The sequence below is a fragment of the Rhodoferax sp. SPJ21 genome, from assembly GCF_058216335.1.
Genome location: NZ_JBYZMO010000002.1, coordinates 1,294,449 through 1,319,054, shown reverse-complemented (window position 1 = coordinate 1,319,054; position 24,606 = coordinate 1,294,449). Strand labels below are relative to the sequence as shown.

24 protein-coding genes are annotated in these 24,606 nt (G+C 64.5%); 11 read left to right on the top strand and 13 right to left on the bottom strand.

Features of this window, described 5'->3' with window-relative positions; translation table 11 throughout:
• Nucleotides 1-65 precede the first annotated feature (65 nt).
• Both AC4BBN_RS14095 and AC4BBN_RS14090 read right to left on the bottom strand, forming a co-directional pair.
• Nucleotides 66-266: a YbdD/YjiX family protein gene (locus AC4BBN_RS14095; RefSeq protein ID WP_490592596.1), complete on the bottom strand. Its 201-nt coding sequence runs from the start codon at nucleotides 264-266 to the stop codon at nucleotides 66-68.
• A 7-nt stretch (nucleotides 267-273) separates the two neighbouring features.
• Nucleotides 274-2,343 carry a carbon starvation CstA family protein gene (locus AC4BBN_RS14090; protein WP_490592595.1) on the bottom strand — a complete coding sequence of 690 codons (2,070 nt, stop codon included), beginning with the start codon at nucleotides 2,341-2,343 and terminating at the stop codon, nucleotides 274-276.
• Nucleotides 2,344-2,488: 145 nt separating this feature from the next.
• Here AC4BBN_RS14090 and AC4BBN_RS14085 point away from each other — a divergent pair, with 145 nt between their 5' ends.
• Together AC4BBN_RS14085 and AC4BBN_RS14080 are read left to right on the top strand one after the other, a co-directional pair.
• Nucleotides 2,489-3,865, top strand: a complete 1,377-nt coding sequence (locus AC4BBN_RS14085) for a cache domain-containing protein (RefSeq protein WP_490592594.1) — start codon at nucleotides 2,489-2,491, stop codon at nucleotides 3,863-3,865.
• Entirely contained in the window at nucleotides 3,865-4,497 is a 633-nt protein-coding gene (locus AC4BBN_RS14080) for a response regulator (RefSeq protein ID WP_490592593.1), read from the top strand. Before AC4BBN_RS14085 ends, AC4BBN_RS14080 begins: the two co-directional genes overlap by 1 nt.
• Nucleotides 4,498-4,560: 63 nt before the next feature.
• Here AC4BBN_RS14080 and AC4BBN_RS14075 read toward each other — a convergent pair whose 3' ends face one another.
• Nucleotides 4,561-5,448: a DMT family transporter gene (locus tag AC4BBN_RS14075; RefSeq protein ID WP_490592592.1), complete on the bottom strand. Its 888-nt coding sequence runs from the start codon at nucleotides 5,446-5,448 to the stop codon at nucleotides 4,561-4,563.
• 108 nt (nucleotides 5,449-5,556) lie between these two features.
• Nucleotides 5,557-6,954: an MFS transporter gene (locus AC4BBN_RS14070; protein ID WP_490592591.1), complete on the bottom strand. Its 1,398-nt coding sequence runs from the start codon at nucleotides 6,952-6,954 to the stop codon at nucleotides 5,557-5,559.
• A gap of 606 nt (nucleotides 6,955-7,560) precedes the next feature.
• Here AC4BBN_RS14070 and AC4BBN_RS14065 point away from each other — a divergent pair.
• From AC4BBN_RS14065 to AC4BBN_RS14040, 6 genes are all read left to right on the top strand, one after another.
• Nucleotides 7,561-9,954 (top strand): penicillin-binding protein 1A, encoded by a 2,394-nt coding sequence (locus AC4BBN_RS14065; protein WP_490592590.1) that lies wholly within the window; start codon nucleotides 7,561-7,563, stop codon nucleotides 9,952-9,954.
• Between the two features lie 8 nt (nucleotides 9,955-9,962).
• The gene (locus AC4BBN_RS14060) at nucleotides 9,963-10,313 is read left to right on the top strand and encodes a GlpM family protein (RefSeq protein WP_490592589.1); all 351 of its coding nucleotides are present in this window, start codon (nucleotides 9,963-9,965) and stop codon (nucleotides 10,311-10,313) included.
• 108 nt (nucleotides 10,314-10,421) lie between these two features.
• Complete coding sequence (locus AC4BBN_RS14055; protein WP_490592588.1) at nucleotides 10,422-10,688, top strand: hypothetical protein; 267 nt, start codon at nucleotides 10,422-10,424, stop codon at nucleotides 10,686-10,688.
• A gap of 3 nt (nucleotides 10,689-10,691) precedes the next feature.
• Entirely contained in the window at nucleotides 10,692-11,654 is a 963-nt protein-coding gene (locus AC4BBN_RS14050; protein WP_490592587.1) for a homoserine kinase, read from the top strand.
• A 17-nt stretch (nucleotides 11,655-11,671) separates the two neighbouring features.
• Entirely contained in the window at nucleotides 11,672-12,469 is a 798-nt protein-coding gene (locus tag AC4BBN_RS14045; RefSeq protein WP_490592586.1) for a BPSS1780 family membrane protein, read from the top strand.
• Nucleotides 12,470-12,512: 43 nt separating this feature from the next.
• Nucleotides 12,513-13,919 (top strand): MFS transporter, encoded by a 1,407-nt coding sequence (locus tag AC4BBN_RS14040; RefSeq protein WP_490592585.1) that lies wholly within the window; start codon nucleotides 12,513-12,515, stop codon nucleotides 13,917-13,919.
• Nucleotides 13,920-13,984: 65 nt separating this feature from the next.
• On the opposite strand, the gene AC4BBN_RS14035 is transcribed toward AC4BBN_RS14040, so the two are convergent.
• Nucleotides 13,985-14,911 carry a LysR family transcriptional regulator gene (locus tag AC4BBN_RS14035; RefSeq protein ID WP_490592584.1) on the bottom strand — a complete coding sequence of 309 codons (927 nt, stop codon included), beginning with the start codon at nucleotides 14,909-14,911 and terminating at the stop codon, nucleotides 13,985-13,987.
• A 61-nt stretch (nucleotides 14,912-14,972) separates the two neighbouring features.
• Between AC4BBN_RS14035 and AC4BBN_RS14030 the strand changes: the two genes are divergently transcribed.
• Nucleotides 14,973-15,965 carry an NAD-dependent epimerase/dehydratase family protein gene (locus AC4BBN_RS14030; protein ID WP_490592583.1) on the top strand — a complete coding sequence of 331 codons (993 nt, stop codon included), beginning with the start codon at nucleotides 14,973-14,975 and terminating at the stop codon, nucleotides 15,963-15,965.
• A gap of 42 nt (nucleotides 15,966-16,007) precedes the next feature.
• On the opposite strand, the gene arsH is transcribed toward AC4BBN_RS14030, so the two are convergent.
• The 7 genes from arsH to AC4BBN_RS13995 all read right to left on the bottom strand — a co-directional run bounded on the left by arsH (nucleotide 16,008) and on the right by AC4BBN_RS13995 (nucleotide 21,746).
• On the bottom strand, nucleotides 16,008-16,712 hold the full coding sequence (gene arsH, locus AC4BBN_RS14025; protein WP_490592582.1) for an arsenical resistance protein ArsH: 705 nt from the start codon (nucleotides 16,710-16,712) through the stop codon (nucleotides 16,008-16,010).
• The gene (gene arsC / locus AC4BBN_RS14020) at nucleotides 16,702-17,130 is read right to left on the bottom strand and encodes an arsenate reductase (glutaredoxin) (protein ID WP_490592581.1); all 429 of its coding nucleotides are present in this window, start codon (nucleotides 17,128-17,130) and stop codon (nucleotides 16,702-16,704) included. Before arsC ends, arsH begins: the two co-directional genes overlap by 11 nt.
• A complete protein-coding gene (locus tag AC4BBN_RS14015; protein ID WP_490592580.1) occupies nucleotides 17,123-17,827 on the bottom strand; it encodes an aquaporin in 705 nt (234 codons plus the stop codon). Before AC4BBN_RS14015 ends, arsC begins: the two co-directional genes overlap by 8 nt.
• Nucleotides 17,814-18,143 (bottom strand): ArsR/SmtB family transcription factor, encoded by a 330-nt coding sequence (locus AC4BBN_RS14010; RefSeq protein ID WP_490592579.1) that lies wholly within the window; start codon nucleotides 18,141-18,143, stop codon nucleotides 17,814-17,816. The genes AC4BBN_RS14015 and AC4BBN_RS14010 overlap by 14 nt, the downstream gene beginning before the upstream one ends.
• A gap of 100 nt (nucleotides 18,144-18,243) precedes the next feature.
• Complete coding sequence (locus AC4BBN_RS14005) at nucleotides 18,244-18,903, bottom strand: HD domain-containing protein (protein WP_490592578.1); 660 nt, start codon at nucleotides 18,901-18,903, stop codon at nucleotides 18,244-18,246.
• A gap of 101 nt (nucleotides 18,904-19,004) precedes the next feature.
• Complete coding sequence (locus AC4BBN_RS14000; RefSeq protein WP_490592577.1) at nucleotides 19,005-19,250, bottom strand: hypothetical protein; 246 nt, start codon at nucleotides 19,248-19,250, stop codon at nucleotides 19,005-19,007.
• Between the two features lie 102 nt (nucleotides 19,251-19,352).
• On the bottom strand, nucleotides 19,353-21,746 hold the full coding sequence (locus AC4BBN_RS13995; RefSeq protein WP_490592576.1) for a UvrD-helicase domain-containing protein: 2,394 nt from the start codon (nucleotides 21,744-21,746) through the stop codon (nucleotides 19,353-19,355).
• A 21-nt stretch (nucleotides 21,747-21,767) separates the two neighbouring features.
• Between AC4BBN_RS13995 and AC4BBN_RS13990 the strand changes: the two genes are divergently transcribed.
• Together AC4BBN_RS13990 and AC4BBN_RS13985 are read left to right on the top strand one after the other, a co-directional pair.
• The gene (locus AC4BBN_RS13990) at nucleotides 21,768-22,451 is read left to right on the top strand and encodes a hypothetical protein (protein ID WP_490592575.1); all 684 of its coding nucleotides are present in this window, start codon (nucleotides 21,768-21,770) and stop codon (nucleotides 22,449-22,451) included.
• A gap of 56 nt (nucleotides 22,452-22,507) precedes the next feature.
• Nucleotides 22,508-23,191, top strand: a complete 684-nt coding sequence (locus AC4BBN_RS13985; RefSeq protein WP_490592574.1) for a CBS domain-containing protein — start codon at nucleotides 22,508-22,510, stop codon at nucleotides 23,189-23,191.
• An 84-nt stretch (nucleotides 23,192-23,275) separates the two neighbouring features.
• Here the strand turns inward: AC4BBN_RS13985 and AC4BBN_RS13980 are convergent, their stop codons facing one another.
• Nucleotides 23,276-24,490, bottom strand: a complete 1,215-nt coding sequence (locus tag AC4BBN_RS13980) for a DesA family fatty acid desaturase (protein ID WP_490592573.1) — start codon at nucleotides 24,488-24,490, stop codon at nucleotides 23,276-23,278.
• Nucleotides 24,491-24,606 lie beyond the last annotated feature (116 nt).

Sequence of the window (24,606 nt, the reverse complement as noted above, 5' to 3'; positions counted from 1 at the left end):
AAAAGAGCTGCCAGCGCAGATAAAACCTGCGCTGGCAGCTCTTTTTTCTTACAAGGCAGAAACGCCTAGCAGCAGCGCCCAATCCGCCCCTTGCCGCCGTAGCGCGCCTCCTGGCGTTCGCGGAAAAAGGCCTCGTAGCCCATCACCGGCTGGTCCGGGTGCTCGCGCTTTTGGTGGGCGACGTAGGTGTCGTAGCTGGGCACGCCGACCATCAGCCGGGCGGTCTGGCCCAGGTAGCTGCCCAGGTTGGCAATCTCTTTCAACATCGCTGCCTCAGGCCGCCAGCAAGGGGCCGCCAGCCTCTTGCACCGTCGGCCGACTGGAACGCCGGGCCACCAGGCAGGCGCGGATGCCGAACACCAGCACGCTGATCACCACGAACATGAAGAACACGCACAGGCCGGCGTCCAGGTAGTCGTTGAAGACGATGCGCTGCATCTGGCCGAGTGCCTTGGCAGGCGCCAGCAGCTCGCCCTTGTCCAGCGCCGTCTGGTACTTGTTGGCGTGGGCCAGGAAGCCGATTTTCGGGTTCTCGTGGAACACCTTTTGCCAGCCGGCGGTCATGGTGCAAGCCAGCAGCCAGGCGGTGGGCAGCAGCGTGACCCAGGCGAAGCGCTCGCGCTTCATCTTGAACAGCACCACCGTGCCCAGGATCAGCGCCACGCTGGCCAGCATCTGGTTGGAGATGCCAAACAGCGGCCACAGCGTGTTGATGCCACCCAGCGGATCGACCACGCCCTGGTACAAAAAGTAGCCCCAGGCGGCGACGCACAGGCCGGTGGCCAGGCCGTTGCTGATCCACGAGTCGGTCTTCTTCAGCGACGGCACAAAGGTGCCCAGCAGGTCCTGCAGCATGAAGCGGCCAGCGCGGGTGCCAGCGTCCACAGCGGTCAGGATGAACAGCGCTTCAAACAGAATCGCGAAGTGGTACCAGAAGCCCATCATGGCCTTGCCGCCCAGCATCTGCGAGAAGATGTGGGCCATGCCCACGGCCAGTGTGGGGGCGCCACCGGCGCGGGCGATGATGGTCTTCTCGCCCACGTCCTGGGCGGTTTGCAGCAGCATATCGGGTGTCACCACAAAGCCCCATTGCGAGATGACGTGCGCGGCGCTTTCGGCCGTGGGGCCGAGCACGGCCAGCGGGCTGTTCATGGCGAAGTACACGCCCGGCTCGATGATGGACGCGGCCACCAGCGCCATGATGGCGACGAAGGATTCGACCAGCATGGCGCCGTAGCCGATGAAGCGGGCATGCGCTTCGTTCTCGATCAGCTTGGGCGTGGTGCCCGACGAGATCAGCGCGTGGAAGCCCGACACCGCGCCGCAGGCGATGGTGATGAACAAGAAGGGGAACAGGCCGCCCGCCCACACCGGGCCGCTGCCGTCGATGAAGCGCGTGGTGGACGGCATCTTCAGGTCCGGCGCCACAATAACAATGCCAATGGCCAGCGCCACGATGGCGCCGATCTTCAAGAAGGTGGACAGGTAGTCGCGCGGCGCCAGCAGCAGCCACACCGGCAGCACCGAGGCGACAAAGCCGTAGCCGATCAGCATCCAGGTGAGCTGCTTGCCGTCGAAGGTGAACATGGGCGCCCACTCGGCGCTCTGCGCGACCTGGCCGCCCACCACGATGGCGGCGATCAGGAAAACGATGCCGATGACCGACACCTCGCCAATCTTGCCGGGCCGGATGTAGCGGGTGTAGATGCCCATGAACAGCGCCAGCGGAATGGTGGACGCCACGGTGAAGGTGCCCCAGGGGCTGTCGGCCAGCGCCTTGACGACGATCAGCGCCAGCACCGCCAGTATGATGACCATGATCATGAAGGTGCCGAACAAGGCGATCACGCCGGGGATAGGCCCCAGCTCGGACTTGATCAGGTCGCCCAACGACCGACCGTCGCGCCGCGTGGAGATGAACAGCACGATGAAGTCCTGCACCGCGCCGGCAAACACTACGCCGGCCAAGATCCACAGCATGCCGGGCAGGTAGCCCATCTGCGCGGCCAGCACCGGGCCGACCAGCGGGCCCGCACCCGCAATCGCCGCGAAGTGGTGGCCAAACAGCACGAACTTATTGGTCGGCACATAGTCCAGGCCGTCGTTATGGCGCATGGCCGGTGTGGCGCGGTTGGCGTCCAGCGACAGCACATGCTTGGCGATGAACTGGCTGTAGAAGCGGTAGGCGATGAGGTAGACCGCCAGCGCCGCCACCACCACCCACAGGGCGTTAATGGTTTCGCCGCGGTGCAGCGCGATGGTGGCCAGGGCGCCAGCGCCGCCTAGGGCGATCAGCGCCCATAGCGCCGTGCGGGCCAGGGGATTTTTGGTGAGGGTGTCCATTGTCTCTGCTCTTGTTAGGTGGAACGGATGTGCGAACGCACAGTGTCGAACGCGCAGCGCGGTGGCGCATTGGTGTGCTTGCAGGAGAGTTACGGAGTGATTACGTAATGGTTTTCCCTGGGCGGGGCTGGTTCAAAATCAACGCATGGGTGAACTCCGATTCCGCTTGCATTTACGCGCCATGGTGCTGCTGTTGGCCGCCGTGCCGCTGGTGCTGGCGATTGCCGCCGTGGTGTGGGTGGTGCGCCAGCAGTCGGACCAGTTGGCGCAGGACCAGATCGCCGCCATGCAGCCCATCCTGCTGCAGGCGCGCAAGGACGAGCTGAAGCACTTTGTGCAGGCCGGGCGGCGGGCCGTGGCCCATTTGTCCGAGCGGGCCCGTGACACGCCACAGGCCCGGCAGCAGGCGCTGGACCTGCTGCGCCGCATGGACTTTGGCAACGACAACTACTTCTTCGTCTACGACCTGCAGGGCAACAGCCTGATGCACCCGCGCCTGCCCGACCTGGAAGGCCGCCCCCAGTGGGAGCGGCACGACGGCGCGGGCGCGCCCATCATCCAGCAGCTGGTGCGCCAGGCCCAGGCCGGCGGCGGCTTTGTGGACTATCTGTGGAACCGCCCGTCCACCGGGCGCGAGGAGCGCAAGCTGGGCTATGTGGAGCTGGTGCCCGAATGGGGCTGGGTAGTGGGCACCGGCCTGTACCTGGACCACCTGCAGGAAACCCAGGCGCTGATCACCCAGTCCACCGCGCTGGCGGTGCAGAAGACGCGCAACCAGATCCTGCTGATTGCCTCTGCGGCACTGCTGCTGGTGGCGGGCGGCGGCCTGGCATTGAACATCTACGAGCAGCGCGCCGCCGACGACAAGCTGCGCGCCATGGCGCAGCAAGTGGTGCACTCGCAAGAAGACGAACGCGCCCGCGTGGCCCGCGAGCTGCACGACGGCATCAGCCAGCAGCTGGTGTCGGTGAAGTTTGTCGCCGAGTCGGCCCTGCTGCAGCTGGAGCGCGCCGGCAGCGACGCCGCCCCCACACTGCGCCAGGGCGTGGGCCTGCTGCAGGCCGTGATGCGCGACGTGCGCCGCATATCCCACGACCTGCGCCCCACCCTGCTGGACGACCTGGGCCTGGCCAGCGCGCTGGAGCAGACCGCCCGCGAATTTGGCGAACGCAGCGGCATCCAGGTCACGGCCCAGGTGGCCACGCTGCCGCCCATCCCCGAGGCCGTGGCCACCGCCCTATTCCGCGTGGCGCAGGAAGCCCTGGGCAATGTGGAAAAACACGCCAAGGCCCAGCATGTGGACCTGCAGCTGAAGCACGGCCCCGCCGGCCTGGCGCTGCAGGTGCGCGACGACGGCGCAGGCTTCGACGTGCAGGCCAGCCTGCGCCAGGTGCGCGCTGGCCTGGGCCTGACGAATATGCGCGAGCGTATCGAGATGCTGGGCGGGCAGTTCAGCATCACGTCTGCGCACGGCGCCACCCTGCTCAGCGCCCGCCTGCCACCCCACCTATTGAAACTCTGATGACCGCCACCCCAACCATCCGCCTGCTGATCGTGGACGACCACCCCATCGTGCGCCAAAGCCTGAGCGCACTGCTAGGCGCCTATGGCCCGCCCATGCAGGTGGTCGCCGATGCCGGCAGCGCCGAGGAAGCCCTGGTGCTGGCCGAGCAGCACACCCCCAACATCGTGTTGACCGACCTGCAGATGAAGCCCACCAGCGGCATTCAGCTGATACAGCAGCTGAGCCAGCGCCAGCCGGACATCCGTTACGTGGTGTTCACCGCGTCCACGCAGGACGAGCACATGCTGCAAGCCTTCGACGCGGGCGCACAGGGCTTTGTGCTGAAAGAATCCGAAGCGGCTGAACTGGTCAAGGCGATTGAAGCCGTGATGGGCGGCGCCACCCACTACCCCGCCGGCCTGAAGCGCGCCCTGGACCGGCGCCAGCAGCAACCCGCCCTGACCGCCCGCGAAACCGAGGTGCTGGCTCTGGTGGCGCAGGGCCTGACCAGCAAAGAGATTGCCCGAGCGCTAGCCATCGACTCACGCACCGTGGACGCCCACCGCGCCAACATCCGCCAGCGCTTTGGGCTGGACAGCAGTGCGGCGCTGCTGCGCTTTGCCATGGAGCACGGCGGCGGGAAGAAATGAATTTGCTATTCTTTAGATAGCTGTCTGCGCAGGTATTTATTGCGCTGCAGGCCAAAAACACGCTTAGCGCCCTGCCTGCTGCGCCCGCGTCGTCACCAGCACGCCCACGGCCACCACCGCCGCCCCCAGCCAGGTCAGCAGGCCGTAGTGCTCGCCCAGCACCAAGGTGCCGGTACCAAGCCCCACGGCGGCGGCCACGTAGCCGATCTGGCTCAGGTACACCGGCCCGCCCACGCTTTGCAGGCGAAAGAACACGGCAAACATGGCCGCGCTGATGGCGACCTGGGCCAGCAGCAGACCGGGCATAGCCAGGGCGGCCGATAGCGGTAGGCTGCCGGTCCACAGCAGGGACAGCACACCCAACACAGCACCAGCCCCCAGGTTGGTGCCCGCCGCCAGGGCCAGGCCGCTGGTGCCAGCGGGCCAGGCCAGCGTGCGGTAGATATTGCCGCAGGCCAGCAGCAACGGAATCAAAAAAGCCAGCGCCAGCCACAGGGCCGCGCCGCCACCGGGCGTGTCCACACGGCCTTTAGACAGCACGATGACCAGCGCCCCGGCAAAGCCCAGGGCAATGCCCGTCGCTCCCAAGGCACCGGGGCGCCGACGCTGCAGCAGGCTGTGCAGCACCAGGGTCAAGATGGGTGAAAACGCAAAGAAGATGGAGATGAAGCCCGCACCCAGGTGCGACATGGCGCTGAACACCAGCAGATTGGGCAGCGCGTTGGACACCGTGCCCGTCACCAGGTAGTAACGCAGGTGGCGTGCGTCCATCGGCAGCCGCACGCGGCCCAGCCGCAAGGCCAGCAGCAACACCAGCCCCGCGCCGACCGCCATGACCCAGGACCAGACGATGGGTGCAATACCGGCCACACCCGCCAGCTTGCCCAAAGGAAAGCCCAGGCCCAGCAGGCTGCCGGTGATTAATAGAAGGGGGAGTGGGCGGTTCAGCATGCGGTCTACAAAAAGCCAAACCCGCAGGATAACCCGCTATAAGAAAAATAGCTGCCGGCGCAGACTACATCTACGCGGGCAGCTAAAAGGAGACTGTATCCAGCAGACTTAGGCGCGGGCCTCTGCGGTGGCGATCAGCTTTTCGCGGGCGGCGTCGTAGGCCTTCTTGGGCACGGGCACGGCGTCGGGGTTGCCCAAGTCCACCATCTGCACGCGGTAGGTTTCGCGGGCGGTCCAGGCGGAGATGGCGGCAATCACCGTCACGGCCAGGGTGATGGAGCCAATGGTGAACGGGATATTCATGGCACCGGGGGGCGCCACAGCGGTGAACAGCGCGGGCAGCAAGGCGGTGACCAGCGTGCCCAGGTTTTGCGAAATGGCCATGGCCGACACCCGGGTGCGGGTGGGGAACATCTCGGGGTAGAAGCTGGGGAACACGGCGTTATAGCCCTGGTACACCACGCCCCACATCAGCAAGGACATGCCGATGGCCAGGGGCACGTTGTGCACGCTGATGGCGTACAGGTAGCCAAAAGACAGCAGGCCGGAGCCGATGGCACCCACCATGATGGGAATGCGGCGGCCGATTTTGTCCGACAGATTGCCCACGAAGGGGATCACCAGCACGGCGACGATATTGCCCATCACCGGAATCCACAGGTACACGTCTTTTTCGAAGCCGATGCCGTAGCCGGGCTGCACAGCATAGGCCGCGCCGAAGATGGTGGTGACTACGGGGATGACGTTCATCAGCGAGCAGCACATCACGCGCAGCATGTCGCGCCAGCTCTCGGTCACGGCCTGGACCATGGGGGCCTTGGGCACCTTGCCTTGGGCACCTTCCTCGGCGAAGGCCGGGGTTTCGTCCACTTCACGGCGGATGATGTAGCCGGCCACGATGACCAGGAAGCTCAGGATGAAAGGTATGCGCCAGCCCCAGGTGTTGAAGGCCTCGGTGGGCATGAAGTGCGCCAAGGGCAGGAACACCGCCGCCGCCAGAATCTGCCCGGCCTGCACACCCTGCAGCGTGAAGCTGGAGAAGAAGCCACGGCGCCCGAAGGGTGCGTGCTCCAGAATCATCGAGCTGGCGCCGGAGATTTCCCCCGCCACGGCAAAGCCCTGGATCAAACGCAGTATCACCAGCAGCGCAGGCGCCCACAGACCCACCTGTTCATAGGTTGGCAGCAGGCCCACGGCCACGGTGGAAAAGCCCATCAGGAACATGCAGATGATCAGCACTTTCTTGCGGCCCTGGGTATCGCCCCAGTGGCCCAGAAAGAAGGCCCCGATGGGGCGCGCCACATAGCCCACACCATAGGTGGCCAGCGAGGCGATGATGGCGGTCGTAGGGTCGCCCTTGGGGAAAAAGATCTGCGGAAAGATCAGCGACGCCGCAGTGGCGTAGATGAAGAAGTCGTAATACTCCAGCGCCGAGCCGATCCAGCCACTGGCTGTGGCCTTCTTCGACTGGTGCTTGGCGCGTGAATCGCCGGCGGTGGTGCTCATGCATGTCTCCTGGGTGGGTGAACGTTGTGCTGCAAGCGGCGCATGCCAGACAGAGGGCGAAAGGTGCGGTCGCGCCAGCGTTCAGATGGTCCGTTAGCGGCCAGACCTGGCCGCAGTGCGAAGCAGAATGTAGTGGCGACAAGGGCAAATCGCCATACAGCGGACCTGCATCCCGTGCGATTATCAAACTCTGGCGTGCATTAATCGCTCACAACTGGGGTAAGCCCTAGCATACCAGCGCAGGCCCTTTCAGCCCTCAGGCGAGCAGCGCACCGCCCGCCGCGCAACGCGTGCAGGTATTTTGCCAGGCTCTATTTTTATAAAAAATACGGCTCTAGCGCAGAATTTACCTGCGCGAGCAGCTACTAATTCAATAGCATTACAAATGCTTGCATGGGGTGCGGCACCCCGCTTTACACTCCCTTCACAGCCAGCCGCTAAGCTCCGCAACGACCGACCCCGGAGCCGCCCCATTAACTTGCCCAATCTTTGCAGGGCCCGCCGCCACTCCGATGCCAGCCCGCTCGCCCACGCGACGGAACGTCCAATATCCGCATTCAGAGCGCCCGTGCCCGTGCCCCAACCGGCACCCGCGCCATAGCTGACATGACCCCAAGCCCCCACACCTTTTCCTCCTCCCATCCCGTACCGCCCCGCGCCCAAACCGGCAAGCTCTGGCTCACCGCAATCTGGGTCTGCCTGGGCCTGGGCGTGATCGGCACGCTGGTGCTGGCGATTGCCGCCGTCTGGTACTACCCCGGCCTGCCGCCGCTGGACAAGGTCACCAGCTACCAGCCGCAACAGGCCATGCAGGTCTACACCAGCGACAACGTGGAGATTGCGCAGTTTGGCTCCGAGCGGCGTGACTTCCTGCCCATCGCCCAAATCCCCAAGCTGATGCAGGACGCGCTGCTGGCGGTGGAAGACGCGCGCTTTCGCGAGCACAGCGGCATCGACCCTATCGGCGTGCTGCGTGCCGTGGTGTCCAACCTGACGGGCGGGCGGCGCCAGGGCGCGTCCACCATCACCCAGCAGGTGGCGCGCAACTTCTTTCTGAGCAACCGCAAGACGGCCGAGCGCAAGCTGAAAGAAGCCATGCTGGCCATCAAGATCGAGCACAGCCTGAGCAAGGACGAGATCCTGGAGCTGTACATGAACCAGATCTACCTGGGCCACCGGGCCTACGGCTTCAGCGCTGCCGCCCAGGTGTACTTCGGCAAGACGCTGCCCGAGCTGTCCGTGGCCGAGGTGGCCATGCTGGCCGGCCTGCCGCAGAACCCGGCCTTCGCCAACCCCATCAGCAATATGGAACGCGCCACCCGGCGCCAGCAGCTGGTGCTGGGCCGCATGCTCAGCGTGGGCGTGATCGACCAGGCCCAGTTCGACGCCGCCACCAAGCAAAAGCTGGTGATCCGCTCGCCGCTGCAGGTGCCGGTACATGCCGAGTACGTAGCCGAAATGGCGCGCCAGGCGGTGTTTGAGCGCTATGGCCAACAAGCCTATTCGCAAGGCATCAAGGTCTATACCTCGCTGATCGCCGCCGACCAGCAGGCCGCCTACCAGGCGCTGCGCAAGGGTGTGCTGGCCTATGACCGCAAGCAGGCCTACCGGGGCCCTGAAGAGAACGAAGACCTGCCGCCCGCCCCGGCCGATGCCACCGAAGAAGACGCTGCCGCTGCCCAGGCGCTGAAAGACTACAGCGACGACGAAGACCTGCGCGTGGCCATCGTGCTGCAAGCCAGCCCGCAAGAAGTGGTGGCCCGCCTGGCCACCGGCGAGACGCTGCACATCCAGGGCGATGGCCTGCGCTGGGCCCAACCCGCGCTGAGCGCCAAGGCCCTGGCCCCGCTGGCGCTGCGCCGTGGCGCCATCATCCGCGTGCAACACCAGGACGGCAAGGGTGGCGGCTACTGGGCCGTATCGCAATGGCCCGAGGTGCAAAGCGCCCTGGTGTCGCTGACGCCACAGACCGGCCGGGTGCGTGCGCTGGTGGGTGGTTTCGACTTCTCCGACCAGCAGTTCAACCACGTGACCCAGGGTTCGCGCCAGCCAGGCTCCAGCTTCAAACCCTTCATCTACTCCGCCGGCATCGACAAGGGCGTGATGCCCTCCACCCTGGTGAACGACGCGCCGTTGAACACGCCGGCTGCGAACGGCGCACCGGCCTGGAACCCGCAGAACGACGACGGCCAGTTCCTGGGCCCAGTCAGCCTGCGCCAGGGCCTGTTCCAGTCGCGCAACCTGGTCAGCATCCGGCTGCTGCAGTTCCTGGGCGTGCAAACTGCCCGCGACTGGGCGGCCCGCTTCGGCTTTGACATCGACAAGCAGCCCGACAACCTGACGCTGGCGCTGGGCACGGGCAGCACCACGCCGCTGCAGCTGGCTTCGGCGTACTCGGTATTCGCCAACGGCGGGCATCTGCTACCGCCGGTGGTGATCGAGCGCATCACCGATGCCCAGGGCAAGCTGCTGTTCGAAGCCCCGCCTGCCCCCGCCCTGACCGATGAAAACCGTGTGGTGCCCGAGCGCAATGTCTTCATCACCAACAGCCTGCTGCAAAGCGTCACCAGCGTCGGCACCGCCGCCAAGGCCCAGGCCATGCTGAAGCGCCCTGACCTGTACGGCAAGACTGGCACCACCAACGACGCGATAGACACCTGGTTCGCCGGCTTCCAGCCCACCCTGGCCACGGTGGTGTGGATGGGCTATGACACTCCGCGCAGCCTGGGCAGCACCGCCTTTGGTGCCACGCTGTCCTTGCCCATCTGGATCGACTACATGGGCCATGCACTCAAGGGTGTGCCGGTGGCCCCGTTCGAGGCACCCTCCAGCGTGATGCGCGACGCGCTGAACGACTGGACCTATACCGAGCCACCGGAAAACGGCGAGCTAATACGCATAGGTTTTGACGAGCCTGCACCCGACGCCAACGTGGCCCCCGCCGTACCGGCGATGCAGCCCGTGGCGCCCGTGGTGCCCGCCACACCCGCAACCCGCTGAGCCGTCCCATGCTGTCCTTGTTTCTGAAATGCCTGTTGGGTGCGCTGGCGGTGCTGGCGATTGCGCTGCTGTCTCGCTCCAAGAATTTCGTGGTGGCCGGGCTGGTGCCGCTGTTTCCCACCTTCGCACTGATCGCCCATGCCATCGTGGGCAGCGAACGCTCGATGGCCGATCTGCGCACTACCGCCTTGTTCGGCCTGTGGTCGCTGCTGCCCTACACCGTGTATTTGCTGACCGTCTACGCCCTGAGCCTGCGCTGCACGCTGACCACCACCCTGCTGTCGGCCACGGCCAGCTGGGCGCTGGCGGCCACGCTGCTGATGCTGACCTGGTCAAGGGTCTATCCCACGGGCCACTAGGCCGCTTAACACCACGCTGGCCTATCAGCATTGGCGCATACACCTACAATCGTGCGCATGCGCGCCCTTCTATCCCTCCCCCTTGTCTTTCTGAGCCTGTTGCTGAGCATGTCTTCAGCCTGGGCCGCAGCACCTGCTGCCCCCACACCGCCCATTGACCAACGCATTGAGCACATTGAAGTCATCGACTCCGGCGCCCGCGTGAGCGAACTGCGCGTCGGTGGTGAAACGCAGAACATCAGCGTCCAGCCCAGCAACGGCATGCCCGCCTATGAAGTGGTGCCAGCCAATGGCGCGCGCAACCGCCGCATTGACGAGCGCGATGGCGGCTCGGGCAGCGTGGGCCAGCGGGTCTGGAAACTGATCAGCTTCTAAGCCATGGCGGTCTACACAAAGGTCTCGCTGAAAGAGGCACAGGCGCTGGCGCGCCAACTGGATCTGGGTGAAGTCAGCGCACTGCGCGGCATCGAAGGCGGCATCGAGAACACCAACTACTTCGTCACCACCGAGAGCGGCGAATTCGTGCTCACCCTGTTCGAACGCCTGAGCTTCGAGCAGCTGCCGTTCTACCTGCACCTGATGAAGCACCTAGCCCAGCGCGGCATACCGGTGCCCGACCCGGTGGCCACGAAAACCGGCAACATCCTGCACACCGTCAAGAAGAAGCCCGCCTCGGTGGTCAGCAAGCTGCGCGGCAAGAGCGAACTGGCACCGGGCGTGCAGCACTGCGCTGCCGTAGGTGACATGCTGGCACGCATGCACCTGGCCGGCCGCGACTTCGACATGGAGCAACCCAATCTGCGCGGCCTGCCCTGGTGGAACGAAACTGCGCCCGTGGTTATGCCGCACCTGGAGCCGGCCCAGGCCCAGCTGCTGCAAAGCGAGCTGGCCTACCAGAACCACATTGCCGAATCCAGCGCCTACGTGGCCCTGCCGCGCGGCCCCATCCACGCCGACCTGTTTCGCGACAACGTGATGTTCGACACGGTGGACGGCAGCCCGCAGCTCAGCGGCTTCTTCGACTTCTATTTCGCTGGCATCGACACCTGGCTGTTTGACCTGGCCGTGTGCCTGAACGACTGGTGCATCGATCTGGCCAGCGGCGCCAATGACGCGGCACGCTGCCAGGCCTTTTTAGACGCTTACTGCGCGGTGCGCCCGCTGGCCGCCGCCGAGCGCCAGCTGCTGCCCGCCATGCTGCGCGCCGGTGCTCTGCGCTTCTGGATCTCCCGCCTGTGGGACTGGCATCTGCCGCGTGAAGCGGCCATGCTGAAGCCCCACGACCCTGGCCATTTCGAACGTGTTCTGCGCGAACGCGTGGCCCACCCCATCACGCTCTGACACCAGCGAATCTCTCCATGAAACTCAAAATTGTCCCGGCACGCACTGGCATTGTGTGGGTGCGGCTGGGCATACAGGTGTTCTTCAAACAGCCGCTGGCGCTGACCGGCCTGTTCTTCCTGTTCATGGCCACGCTGTCGGTGCTGAACCTGGTGCCCATACTGGGCAGCGTGGTGTCGCTGATGCTGCTGCCCACGCTGGGCCTGGGCCTGATGGCGGCGGCCCAGCGCGCCAGCCAGGGCAGCTTCCCCATGCCCACGGTACTGCTCACCGGCCTGCGCGGCCCGCAAGCCAGCACCAAGCCCCTGCTGGTGTTGGGGCTGATCTACACCTTCTGGTTTTGCGTCATCGTGGCCCTGACCGCGCTGGCGGACGGCGGCGAATTCGCCCGCATGTTCTTTCTGCACGGCCCGCAGGACGAGGCGGCCGGCAGCGCAGCGGGCATGGAGCTGCCGCGCGGCATATTTTTGTTCATGCTTTTGCATCTGCCCTTGTCGCTGGCCTTCTGGCACGCGCCAGCGCTGACGCACTGGCACGGCATTGCGCCGGTGAAAAGCCTGTTCTTCAGCCTGGTGGGCTGCTGGCGCAACAAGGGCGCCTACGTGGTGTTCGGCCTGGCCTGGTTCGCAGTGGTGATGGCCGAAGGCATCGTGGTGCAGATCCTGGCGCTGCTGCTGAACTCAAGCGAAGTGCTGGTCATGGGCACCTACGCCGTCAGCCTGCTGACCACCAGCATGTTCATGTGCTCGGTGTACTTCAGCTTTCGCGACAGCTTCGAGGCCGACGAAACCCTGGAAGAGCTGCCAAAACCATAGCTGCCGGCGCAAATACCACCTGCGCTAGCGGCACTTTTCACCTATGCCCATCCCTAGCGCAGCAGCACCTGCTTTCTCCCGCCGTATTCCGCTGATCGTGGCGACGGCCTTCTTCATGGAGACGCTGGACAGCACCATCGTCACCACCGCGCTGCCGGCCATCGCCACCAGCTTCCACACCCATACGCTGGACCTGAGCCTGAGTATTTCGGCCTACCTGGTGGCGTTGGCGGTGTTCGTACCCACCGCTGGCTGGGCCAGCGACCGCTTCGGTACGCGCAAGCTGTTTGCCGGGGCCATCGCCCTGTTCACCCTGTCGTCGCTGCTGTGCGCGCTCAGCCCCAATTTGTGGAGCTTTATTGCCGCGCGTACGCTGCAAGGTATGGCCGCCGCCTTCATGTCGCCGGTAGGCCGGCTGGTGGTACTGCGCAGCACGCCCAAAGCCAGGTTGATCGAGGCCCTGGGCCTGATCACCTGGCCAGGGCTGATAGGCCCGGTGCTAGGGCCGCCGCTGGGCGGGTTGATCGCCACCTATGCGTCCTGGCATTGGATCTTCTTGATCAATCTGCCGCTGGGCCTGGTCGGCATCTGGCTGGTGCTGCGCCATGTGCCGAATGAAACCGCCCAGCGCACGCCATTCGACCTGGTCGGCTTTGTGTATACCGCCGTGGCACTGGCCGGGCTGGTGCATGGCCTGGCGCTGCTGGGCGAGGTGCAAGGCTCGGCCCAGGTCGCCCTGCTGTGGCTGGGCTGCGCCGGCGTTGCCGGGGTGCTGGCGACACGCCACGCGCTGCGCCACCCCACGCCCATGCTGGACCTAAGCGCCGTGGGCGTACCCAGCTTTTCCATCAGCACCCTGTCTGCCGGCATGCTGGCACGCATTGCGATCAACGCCACGCCGTTCCTACTGCCGCTGATGTTCCAGATCGGTTTTGGCTTGAACGCCTTCCAGGCCGGGCTGATGATCCTGGTCTACATGGGCGGCAACCTGGTGATGAAGAGTGCCACCACGCCGGTGCTGCGCCGCTTCGGCTTTCGCCGGGTTTTGACGGTGAATGGCGCCCTGTGCGCAGCGGCCATGGCGGCCTGCGGCTTGCTGGCGCCGGGCCAGCCCATGGCCCTGGTCTACCCGGTACTGTTCATCGCGGGCATGACGCGCTCCATGCACTTCACCACGGTGTCCACCCTGGCCTTTGCCGACATCCACGCCGAGCAGCGCGCCGGTGCCAGCACTTTGTCTGCCATGTCGGCACAGGTGGGTGCCACGCTGGGTGTGGCTTTTGCCGCGTTGGCCCTGGCCCTGTTCCAGCAGCTGCGCGGTGCGGCGGCCCTGGGGCTGGCCGACTTCCAGCACGCCCAGCTGGCCGGTGCCGCGCTAATGGCCGTGGCAGCCGCATGGTCCTTGCGGCTGGCGCCGAATGCGGGCCACGAGGTGAGCGGCAAGGCCTGAGTTGCTTGCTATGAAATTGGAAGCTGCCTGCGCAGGTTTTATCTGCGCTGGCGGTCTATTTCACCCTATTGCGTCACAGCGGCGCCGGCGCCTGCCGAAGCAGCGCGCAAATGCGCCGTCATGTGGTCGGCAAACAGCCGAATCCGCGGCAGCTTCGCGGTACGCTGGTGCATTACCAGCCAGAGTGTTTTTTGCGGCACGGCTTCACAGTCGCACAGCCGGCGCAGGCGGCTATCGGCCCGTACCAGTTCATCCGGAATCACCCCCGCGCCGATGCCGCGCCGCACTGCATCGATCAGCGAGCCCAAGGTTTCCGTTTGCAGCGCCACGGCACGCACGCATGCACTCAGCCACACCGTTTCCTTCAGCCCCGCCAGTTCGCCGCCGAGCACCACGCCTTCCATGCGCGCCAGCAGACCCGCCCCACGTTGTGCGGACCGGGCCAGCGGCAGTTGGCTGGACATGTAGACACCAAAATGCACCGGGCCGATGCGCCGCACCACCAGGCCGTCCGACTTGGGCCGGAGCATGCGCACCGCCACATCGGCTTCGTTTTTGCCCATGTCCAGGCTGCGGTGCGATGCGTCCAGCTCAAACACCACGCCCGGATGCGCCGTGCGGAAGGACTGAATAGCCTCCAGGGTCAAGGGCACCAGGCCTTCGGCAACCGAGACCTTGATGGCGCCTTCTATCTGGCTGTCGGCACCCGCGCTTTGCCGCAATGCAGCCTCCAGCTCCAGCGCAAGCGGCTCCAGGGCCGCGACCAACGCCTTGCCCGCCACGGTCAACACGGTTCCCACATGGGTTCGGTGCACCAGTTGCGCGCCCACGCCAGCCTCCAGCGCGGCTAGGCGGCGCGACACGGTGGTGGTCGCAATGCCCAGCACCCGCCCGGCCTCCAGCAAAGACGGATGGCCCGCCACCACGATCAGCAGACGCAGATCGTCCCAGTTCACCTGGTGGTTTTGCAAAGATGCTAAACGGATTTGCATGCATACCAGTGTAGCCAGCCCCTGCCTACAGTCTGTAGCTTCTGCAATATGGAGGTTTGAATTGGTAAAGACAGCATTTGTGACAGGCGCAGCGGGCTTCGTCGGGCGCAACCTGGTGGAGGCGCTACTCAAAGACCACTGGTCGGTGCATGCACTGGTGCGCAGCGCCGCTCCAGCGTGGATGCAGCAACGCGGGCTGACGGTGCGCCAAGGCACTTTGGAAGATGCCGCCAGCGTGGCGGCGGCCATGCCCGCGCGGGCCGACGCCGTATTCCATCTGGCCGGCAATACCTCGATGTGGTCCGGTGACGCGCAGCGGCTGCTGCGCGACAACGTGGCCGCCACCCAGGGCCTGCTGGACGCGGCCCACCAGCGCCAGGCCCGCCGCGTGGTGATGACATCCACGCTGGGCGTGTTCCAGGACAGCGACAGCCCCATCCACGAACACACGCCGCTGTGGCCCAGCACCGTCCGCAACCCGTATCTGCGTACCAAGCTGCTGGCCGACACACTGCTCAGCCAGGCCGCGCACAACGGGTTGTCGGTGGTCAGCCTGCACCCGGCCCACATCCTGGGCCCCTACGATGCGAGCGGCTGGATCGGCCTGTTTGACGATGCTGCCCAGGGCAAGATGCGGGCTGCCCCACGCGGCCGGGCCAGCTTTTGCGGCGTCTCGGCTGTCGCCCAGGCGCACATTGCGGCTGCCACGCACCCGGCTCCCGCCCGGCGCTATGTGCTGGGCGGCGAAGATGCCAGTTACCTGCAGGTGTTTGCCGACGTGGCCCGCCGCGTCCACGCCAAACCGGTGGCATCAACGGTGCCGAACAGCGTGCTTACCACCGTGGCGGCGCTGGCACATATAGGCGCGCTGTTCAGCGGTAAAAAGCCGTCCATCACGCCCGGACTGGCCGCTGTGCTGACGCGCACCATGCTGGCGGATTCCCGCCTGGCGCAGAAAGATTTGGCTTACCCCATGCTCGGGCTAAGCGACATGCTGGATGCGACCCAAGCCTACTGGGATGCACGCCAAGCTTCCAGCCATTCAAGGCGCTAGCGCACATGTCGCCTACGTCAGCCGCTCTTAACTTGATAGCAATTAAAGTGATTTCTGATTCACCCGCTGGGACAGCGCCTCGGCGCTTTCCTTGCGCTCGCTGTAGCGGTCCACCAAGTACGGCGTGGCGTCGCGGGTCAGCAGGGTGAACTTGACCAGTTCTTCCATCACATCCACCACCCGGTCGTAATAGGCCGAGGGCTTCATGCGTCCGGCCTCGTCGAACTCCAGAAAAGCCTTGGCCACCGACGACTGGTTGGGGATGGTCAGCATGCGCATCCAGCGGCCCAGCACGCGCAGCTGGTTCACCGCGTTGAAAGACTGCGAACCGCCGCTGACCTGCATCACCGCCAGCGTCTTGCCCTGGGTGGGCCGCACCGCCCCCTGGCTGAGGGGAATCCAGTCGATCTGGGTCTTCATGATCCCCGTCATCGCGCCGTGCCGCTCGGGGCTGCACCAGACCATGCCCTCGCTCCACAGCACCAGGTCGCGCAGCTCCTGCACCTTGGGGTGCGATTCGGGCGCGTCGTCGGCCAGCGGCAGGCCATGCGGGTCGAAGGTCCGTGTCTCGGCTCCCATGGCGGTCAACAGGCGGGCAGCTTCCTCGGTCAGCAGGCGGCTGAACGAGCGCTCACGCAACGAGCCATACAGCAGCAGGATGCGCGGCGGGTGGCTGCTGGGCACCGCAGGCTGCAACGCGGCCTGCGTGGGCACCACGAAAAGTGCCGGATCCAGGTTAGGAAGCAATGCGCTGCCCCTGGGCGTTGACGACTTTTTCGCCGTCTTCCTTGGCAAACGCGCCTCGCTGCGGCTGGGGCAAGATGTCCAGCACCGCCTCGGACGGGCGGCACAGCTTGGCACCCAGCGGCGTGATGACGATGGGCCGCTCCAGCAGGATGGGGTGGGCGACGATGGCGTCGACCAAGGCGTCGTCGCTGAGGGCCGGGTTGTCCAGCCCCAGCTCCTCATAGGGCGTGCCCTTTTTTCGCAGCACGGCACGCACCGGCAGGCCCAGCTGGGCGAGCAAGGCCAGCAGCTTTTCGCGGTCCGGCGGGGTTTTTAAATACTCGACCACGGTGGGCTCAACGCCCGAATTGCGGATCAGCGCCAGCACATTGCGCGAAGTACCGCAGGCCGGGTTGTGGAAGATGGTGGTGTCAGACATGGTGTGCTCCTGCAGAAGAGGTTTCTAAAAGTCTGCCCAGGCCCGCGCCCACCAGGGCGCCCAGGCACTGGGCCCCTACAAAGCCAGGCGCGCTGGCTGGCGCGATGCCGGCAAAGCTGTCGCTCAGCATGCGCCCCAGCACGGCGGCCGGGTTGGCAAAGCTGGTGCTTGCGGTAAACCAATAGGCTGCGCCGATGTAGCTGGCCACCAGCGCGCTGGCCTTGCCGCTGGGCGCGCGCAGTATGACCAGCACCAGGCCGGCAGTAGCCACCGCCTCGGCAAGCCACTGGCCGGCGCCACTGCGCACATGCTGGCTGGTCTGCAACAGGGGCAGCGCGAACATGGCATGTGCCAGCCAGGCGCCCAGCACCGCACCCAGCAACTGAAATGCTATGAAATAAAGAGCTACTCGCGCAGGTTTTATCTGCGCCAACTGGCCTTTTGAGCACATAAGCACAGTTACCAGCGGGTTGAAGTGCGCGCCGCTCACCGGGCCGAATATCTCGATCAGCACGTACAGCGCAAACACCGTGGCCAGGGTATTGGCCAGCAAGGCCAGGCCAACGTTGCCGCCACACAGGCGCTCGGCCATCACGCCAGAACCAATCACCGCGCACAGCAACGCAGCAGTGCCCAGACATTCGGCCAGCAACTGCTGCGGCAGGCTCGGCGGCGTGCCGGGTTTAACAGCAGGCATCAGGGGCTCGGCAGTCTGTGCCCTGGCAGCAATGCTCGGTCAGGTAGCCGAGCAAGGCGTTCATTTGGTCAAAGTTAGCGCGGTAAATCAGGTTGCGCCCGCGCGGCTCACTGGCGATCAAGCCGGCATGCGTCAACTCTTTGAGGTGGAACGACAGCCCGCTAGGCGCCACCCCCAGCTGCTCGCCCATGGCACTGGGCGTGAGCCCCTCAGCGCCCGCAACCACCAGCGCCCGAAAGGCACGCAAACGTTGCACCTGTGCCAGTGCCGCCAGCGACTGCACTGCAGTGGTTTCGGAGATGTTTGATATTTCCATAATTCAATGATAGTTGAAATATTCTATGCAAGTGAATCCCCATCACTTCCAAAGAGCAAGCGCCATTCGCACCCCGGCTGCAGCCGGCTATGGCGACTCTCTAAGTCGTCCCCAGCCACTCCTGCACAAATTGGTCTCGAAAGCGAATGAGCAGTTGCACACGGGATTGCGCCAACAGCCGGCCCGCCTCCGTCTGCATACTGGCGGGCAGATGGAGCAACTTGTTCTCAATATGGTCAAGGGTGTAACGCACATCGTCCAGCGGGCGGCCCTGCGCAAGGGGGTCGGTAGGGTGCGCCAACGATCGCCCCAACTGCCCACCAATGTGGAACATGCGCGCCAACCCCACTGCCCCTAAAGCGTCCAGGCGGTCCGCATCTTGGACGATCTTCGCCTCAATCGTTTCAGGTCGTATGGCAGCGGAAAAACTGTGCGCTTCAATGGCGTGCACCACGCCCCTCAATGTGTCCTGCGGAAACCCCAGCTTCGACAGCTCCGCCTGGCCATGCTGTGCAGAAAGCCGCGATGCCTGTGGCCGCGCAGGGTGGTTCTTGGGCAGATTAACAAGGTCGTGCAGGTAGCAAGCCGCCATCACCACCAGCGGGTCGGCCTGTGGATGCGAGGACAGCAAAGTCTTGGCCGTAGCCCACACGCGCTCCAAGTGGTTGAGATCATGCGCATGGTCCGTCGCGCCAGCTTGGGTGGCCATTCGAACCAATGCAGGTCGCCAATGGCTAAGCAGGTCTTTCCATTCGTTCATAAGGCAAGCAGGCTTGAGCAATCCATAGCTTGCCATCCTAAACCCGGGAAGCCTGTGCCTTGAAGACCAAGGCCGCCATCCAACTACCGGAAAACCAACCGTCAAGCACCCATCTGCAAAAACGCCACTGGGTCGCGCGCGATGCGCAGGCCTTGCTCGCGGGCATGGGCCAGGGCAGAGTCTTCGGACATGAAGGGGTTGTCGAAGCTCAGGGTACGCTGGCAGGGGATCGGCATGCCGTAGTGCTGGGCGATGCCTACGCGGGCCAACCAGGTGCCATCAATCATGGGTTTGGCAAACAACGAGACGACGCAGTCGCCTACGTGGAATTCGGTCAGGTCGGTCATGGTGCGCTCCTGGAGTGTTCTGTGGCTTCAACACAAGCATGCTGCGCCCGCTGTATGACAGCCAGAAGACACAAACCGGATACAAACCAGATACCGTGTGTATCAGGGCACGGGTGTCAATTTCGCAACACTTAGCGCCAGCCACTTCACGCCGTGGCGTGGGAAGTTGATCTGCGCGCGCGCGTCGTCGCCCTTGCCTTCCAGCAAATTGACCTTGCCTTCGCCGAACTTGGTGTGGAAGACCTTCATGCCCACACGCAGGCCGTGGCTGGGTGCCTCTTTTTGCGGCGGCACGGGTGGGCTGGCAAAGGGCGCATCTTCTTTATTGAATCGGCCTCCAGCGCTGTATCCACCTGCGCTAGCAGCTCCAAATTTAGGAGCAAAGCTGGATGTGCCGTAGCCCGCGCTTTTGGAGGTGATCCACTTCAACGCAGATTCGGGCAGCTCTTCAAAGAAGCGGCTGCGCGGGTTGTAGCGGGTCTGGCCGTGCAGCAGCCGGCTTTGCGAGAAGCTCAGGTACAGGCGCTGGCGCGCGCGGGTGATGGCGACATACATCAGGCGGCGTTCTTCCTCCAGGCCCTGGCGGTCGCTGAGCGAGTTCTCATGCGGAAACAGCCCCTCTTCCATGCCACCGACGAACACCGCGTCGAACTCCAGGCCCTTGGCCGAGTGCACGGTCATCAGCTGCACGGCGTCCTGGCCAGCCTGGGCCTGGTTGTCTCCAGCCTCCAGGGCGGCGTGGGTCAGGAAGGCAGCCAGCGGCGACAGGGTTTCGCCGCTGTCCTGGTCCAGGAAGCCGTCGGCCGGCGCGGCGTTCGGGTCCAGGCCCTGGCTGACCGGCGACTGGCTGAGTTCGTCCACCGGCAGCGCGATGGCGTCGCGGCCAAAGCCTTGCTGGGACACAAAGCTCTCGGCAGCGTTGACCAGTTCTTCCAAGTTTTCCACCCGGTCTTCGCCCTCGCGGTCGGCCTTGAAGTGGGCCATCAGACCGCTGTGTTCCAGCACCAGCTTGATGATGTGGGCCAGGCTGCTGCCCTGGGTCTGCTCGCGCAGCACGTCCAGCTTGGCGACGAAGGCACCGAAATTGGCGCCGGCCTTGCCGGGAATCGCGCTGACCGCATCGTGCAGCGAGCAGCCGCTGGCGCGCGCCGCATCCTGCAGGATTTCGAGGCTGCGCGCACCGATGCCGCGCGGCGGAAAGTTGACCACGCGCAGAAAGCTGGTGTCGTCGTTGGGGTTCTCCAGCAGGCGCAGATACGCCAGCGCGTGCTTGATTTCAGCCCGCTCGAAGAAGCGCAGGCCGCCATACACGCGGTAGGGAATGCCGGAGTTGAACAGCGTGGTTTCGATCACCCGGCTCTGCGCATTGCTGCGGTAGAGCACGGCGATTTCCTTGCGCTCCATTCCGTCGCGGACCAACTGCTTGATTTCATCGACGATCCACTGGGCTTCGTCCAGGTCACGCGGGCTCTCCACCACGCGCACGGGCTCGCCGGGGCCCTGGTCGGTGCGCAGGTCTTTGCCCAGGCGGTTGCTGTTGTGGCTGATGAGGTGGTTGGCCGAATCCAGGATGTTGCTGAAGCTGCGGTAGTTTTGCTCCAGCTTGATCTGCTGGGTGACGCCAAATTCGCGCACAAAGTCGGCCATATTGCCCACCCGCGCGCCACGGAAGGCATAGATGCTCTGGTCGTCGTCACCCACGGCCAGCACGCTGCCGCCGGGGATGGAGGTGCCGGCAGCGAGGTCTTTCTCGCCATAGCCGCTGAGCATCTTGATCCAGGCGTACTGCAGCTTGTTGGTGTCCTGGAACTCGTCGATCAGGATGTGGCGGAAGCGGCGTTGGTAGTGCTCGCGCACTGCATCGTTGTCGCGCAGCAGCTCGTAGCTGCGCAGCATCAGCTCGCCAAAATCGACCACGCCTTCGCGCTGGCATTGTTCTTCATACAGCGCATAGATTTCTACCTTCTTGCGGGTTTGCGGGTCGCGCGACTCGACCATGCTGGGACGCAAGCCCTCTTCCTTGCAGTTGCCTATGAACCACTGGGTCTGCTTGGCGGGGTACTGCTGGTCGTCGATATTGAACTGCTTCATAAGCCGCTTGATGGCGCTCAGCTGGTCCTGGGTGTCCAGAATCTGAAAGGACTGCGGCAGGTTGGCCAGCTTGTAATGCGCGCGCAGCAGGCGGTTGCACAAGCCGTGGAAGGTGCCGATCCACATGCCACGCACGTTGATGGGCAGCATGGTGCCCAGGCGGACCACCATCTCCTTGGCAGCCTTGTTGGTGAAGGTCACCGCCAAAATGCCGCCGGGCGTGACGCGTCCGGTCTGCAGCAGCCAGGCGATGCGGGTGGTCAGCACCCGGGTCTTGCCCGAGCCGGCCCCGGCCAGAATCAGCGCGTGCCCGGTCGGCAAGGTCACTGCGGCCAGCTGCTCCGGGTTCAGGTTGTGTAAGAGCGGCGAATTTTCTGCGACCAAGGGTGTATTTGCTGAGAACATATGTCGATTGTAGGAACCCCCATGAAACCCAGACTTGCCGTCGGCCCCGCCACCCTGTTCGCTGCACTGATCCTGGCCCTGGGCCAGCCTGCCGTTGCCCAATCCAGCTGCTCCAGCGATGGACAACCGGCATTCCAGGCCGTACGCGACCGCTTCATCAGCGCCGACTGCGAAGCCTGTTGGAGCAATCCCCAAACCTCGCCACCCAGCCCGCAAGCAATCGCACTCGACTGGATACTGCCCGGCGCGCTGGGCGAAGATGCCCCCCTATCAGCCGCAGCCCGCCCAGAAGGCCTGGAACGCATGCAAGCCCGGCAGCAGGCAGCGAGCAACGCAGCCACCTCAGCGCCACTGCAGACGCAGCCAAAACTGCGCGTCGCACGTGGGCCGCTTCTGAACGGCTACGTAGGCACCTCCATCGCGTTGCTGCCGGCAGACACGCCCACCGAGCCGTTGACGGCCTGGCTGGTGTTGGTAGAAAGAATCCCAGCCGGAGAAGACGGTACGCCGATCCCACGCAACCTGGTACGCAACGCCCTGGTGCTGGACTGGGGCAACCCGGGCAGTAGCAGGCAAGAGCTGCGCGCCATGTCCGTACCGGAAGGCGCCAAACCTGAGCGTCTCCAGGTCGTAGGCTGGGTGGAGGACGCGGGTGGGCACACCCTGGCGGCAGTGCAGTCCCACTGCGAGGCGGAAGCGGAATAGGCCTTCCACCCACCTGCGCAATATGGTACTTTGCGCCACGCAGGAGGGTTTTAGACATGTTTTCGGTCTACGGGGTTTCGGGCAGGGTGTTCACAGGCACCGTAGAGCAGTTGCGCCATATCGACCAGGTGCACGCCGTGGCGCGCATGCACCGTATCGAAAACAATGAGCTGGAGATCCTGCCCGAACTCCCCCTGGAAGTGGAAGCTCCGACGGAGCAAGAGCACACGCACAAACCGCTGCCCAACCCGGCTCTGGCGGCCTACGCGCAGGCCGCCCAGCCGGACACGCCTCGCCAGCCGCTGACCCATGTCGCGCAGCTGATGTCCCAGCCCGCCACCACCATCCAGGCCAATACCCTGCTATTCGATGCGGCAGACCTGCTGGCTCGAAAAAGAATTGGCCAAGCTCCGGTGCTGGACACGAATGGCCAGTTGGTGGGCATGTTGCTGCGTGCCGACCTGTACCGCACCGACTTGACCCCCAACACATCCGGCCCGCCCAGTGCACCCGACTACTGGGCCACCCGCATGGCGCAGCCGGTCTCCACTGCCATGTGGACGCCAATAGCCAGCGTCTCGGCCGAAACCGACATCCGCCGGGTAGCCCGGGTGCTGCTGGATACCGAACTGCCGGGCCTGCCGGTAGTAGATGAGATTGGCAAGGTCATAGGTTTCGTATCGCGCTCCGACATCTTGCGCGCCGTGGCCATGGACCCGCCGTTGGACGTATGGGGGTAGAGCGTAGATAAATGGCCTAGTTCAGACGTAAAAAAACCCGCCGCAGCGGGTTTTTTTACGTCCCCGGTACGCCGGGAACCGCTATCAGGCGTGCGCAGCGCGCAGCTTTTGCGAAAACTCTTGCAGAGCAGCAATGCCACTGCTTTCGGCGCGGTGGCACCAGGCTTGCAGATCAGCTGTCAGCTGCTCGCGCGACTGTGAGGTGTTCAGCCACATCTGGCGCAGCTCTTCGCGCATCACCACCATTTTGTCCAGCACGGGGTGGGCAGCGCGGGCCTGGGCCAACTGAGGCTGGGCCGCCGCAGGCACTTTTTCAGCGTCGCGGTGCATCCAGCGCTTAGCAGCTTGCAATGCAGAAAGGTCACCCTTGTGGGCCTTCAGCGTTTCCAGTTCAGCCTTGCAGGCTTGACGGAGCTCACGGGCATAACCGGCCATGACCTCATAACGGTTGGCGATCAGTGCCTCCAACGTCTTTTCGTCGGCCACGGGCTTGATGGCGCCAAGTTGCAGCTTGGGCGGCGTCTTCTTGACCTTGGCCCAGCCGATCTTCTCCATCATGCTGATATAGACCCAGCCCATATCGAATTCATATGGCTTGACCGAAAACTTGGCCGAGGTGGGGTAGGTGTGGTGGTTGTTGTGCAACTCTTCACCGCCGATGATGATGCCCCAGGGCGAGATGTTGGTGCTCGCGTCCGGCGCTTCAAAGTTGCGGTAACCCCAGTAGTGGCCAATGCCATTGATGATGCCGGCTGCCGTCACCGGGATCCAGATCATCTGCACCGCCCAGACCGACAGGCCAGCAATACCGAACATGGCCAGGTTCAGGATCAGCATCAGGCCCACGCCTTGCCAACTAAAACGGGTGTACAAATTGCGCTCGATCCAGTCGTTCGGGCAGCCATGGCTGAACTTGGCGACGGTTTCCAGGTTCTTCGCTTCTTTGCGGTACAGCTCGGCACCGGTCCAGAACACGGTTTCGATACCGTGCGCGTGCGGGCTGTGTGGATCGTCCTTGGTTTCGCATTTGGCGTGGTGCTTACGGTGCACCGCCACCCATTCCTTGGTGACCTGGCCCGTGCCCAGCCAAAGCCAGAAGCGGAAGAAATGCGACGGAATGGCGTGCAGATCCATCGCCCGGTGCGCCTGGTGGCGGTGCAGGTAGATGGTTACGCTGGCAATGGTGATGTGGGTGGTGACCAACGTGTACAACACGATTTCCCACCAGGACAGATTCCACAAGCCGTTTGCAAGCCAGTCAATGGCTGCGTTCAACACAGCCCAATCGGGTAACAACATAGGTAAATAGCCTCGTTTTTAGAGTGGGCGCGCCGTGTATTCCAGTCGCGCCAACCCTCTATTCTAGGTTGGAGCACTCAAATTACCTAGAGTGCAACCCCAAGCAACACACGCAT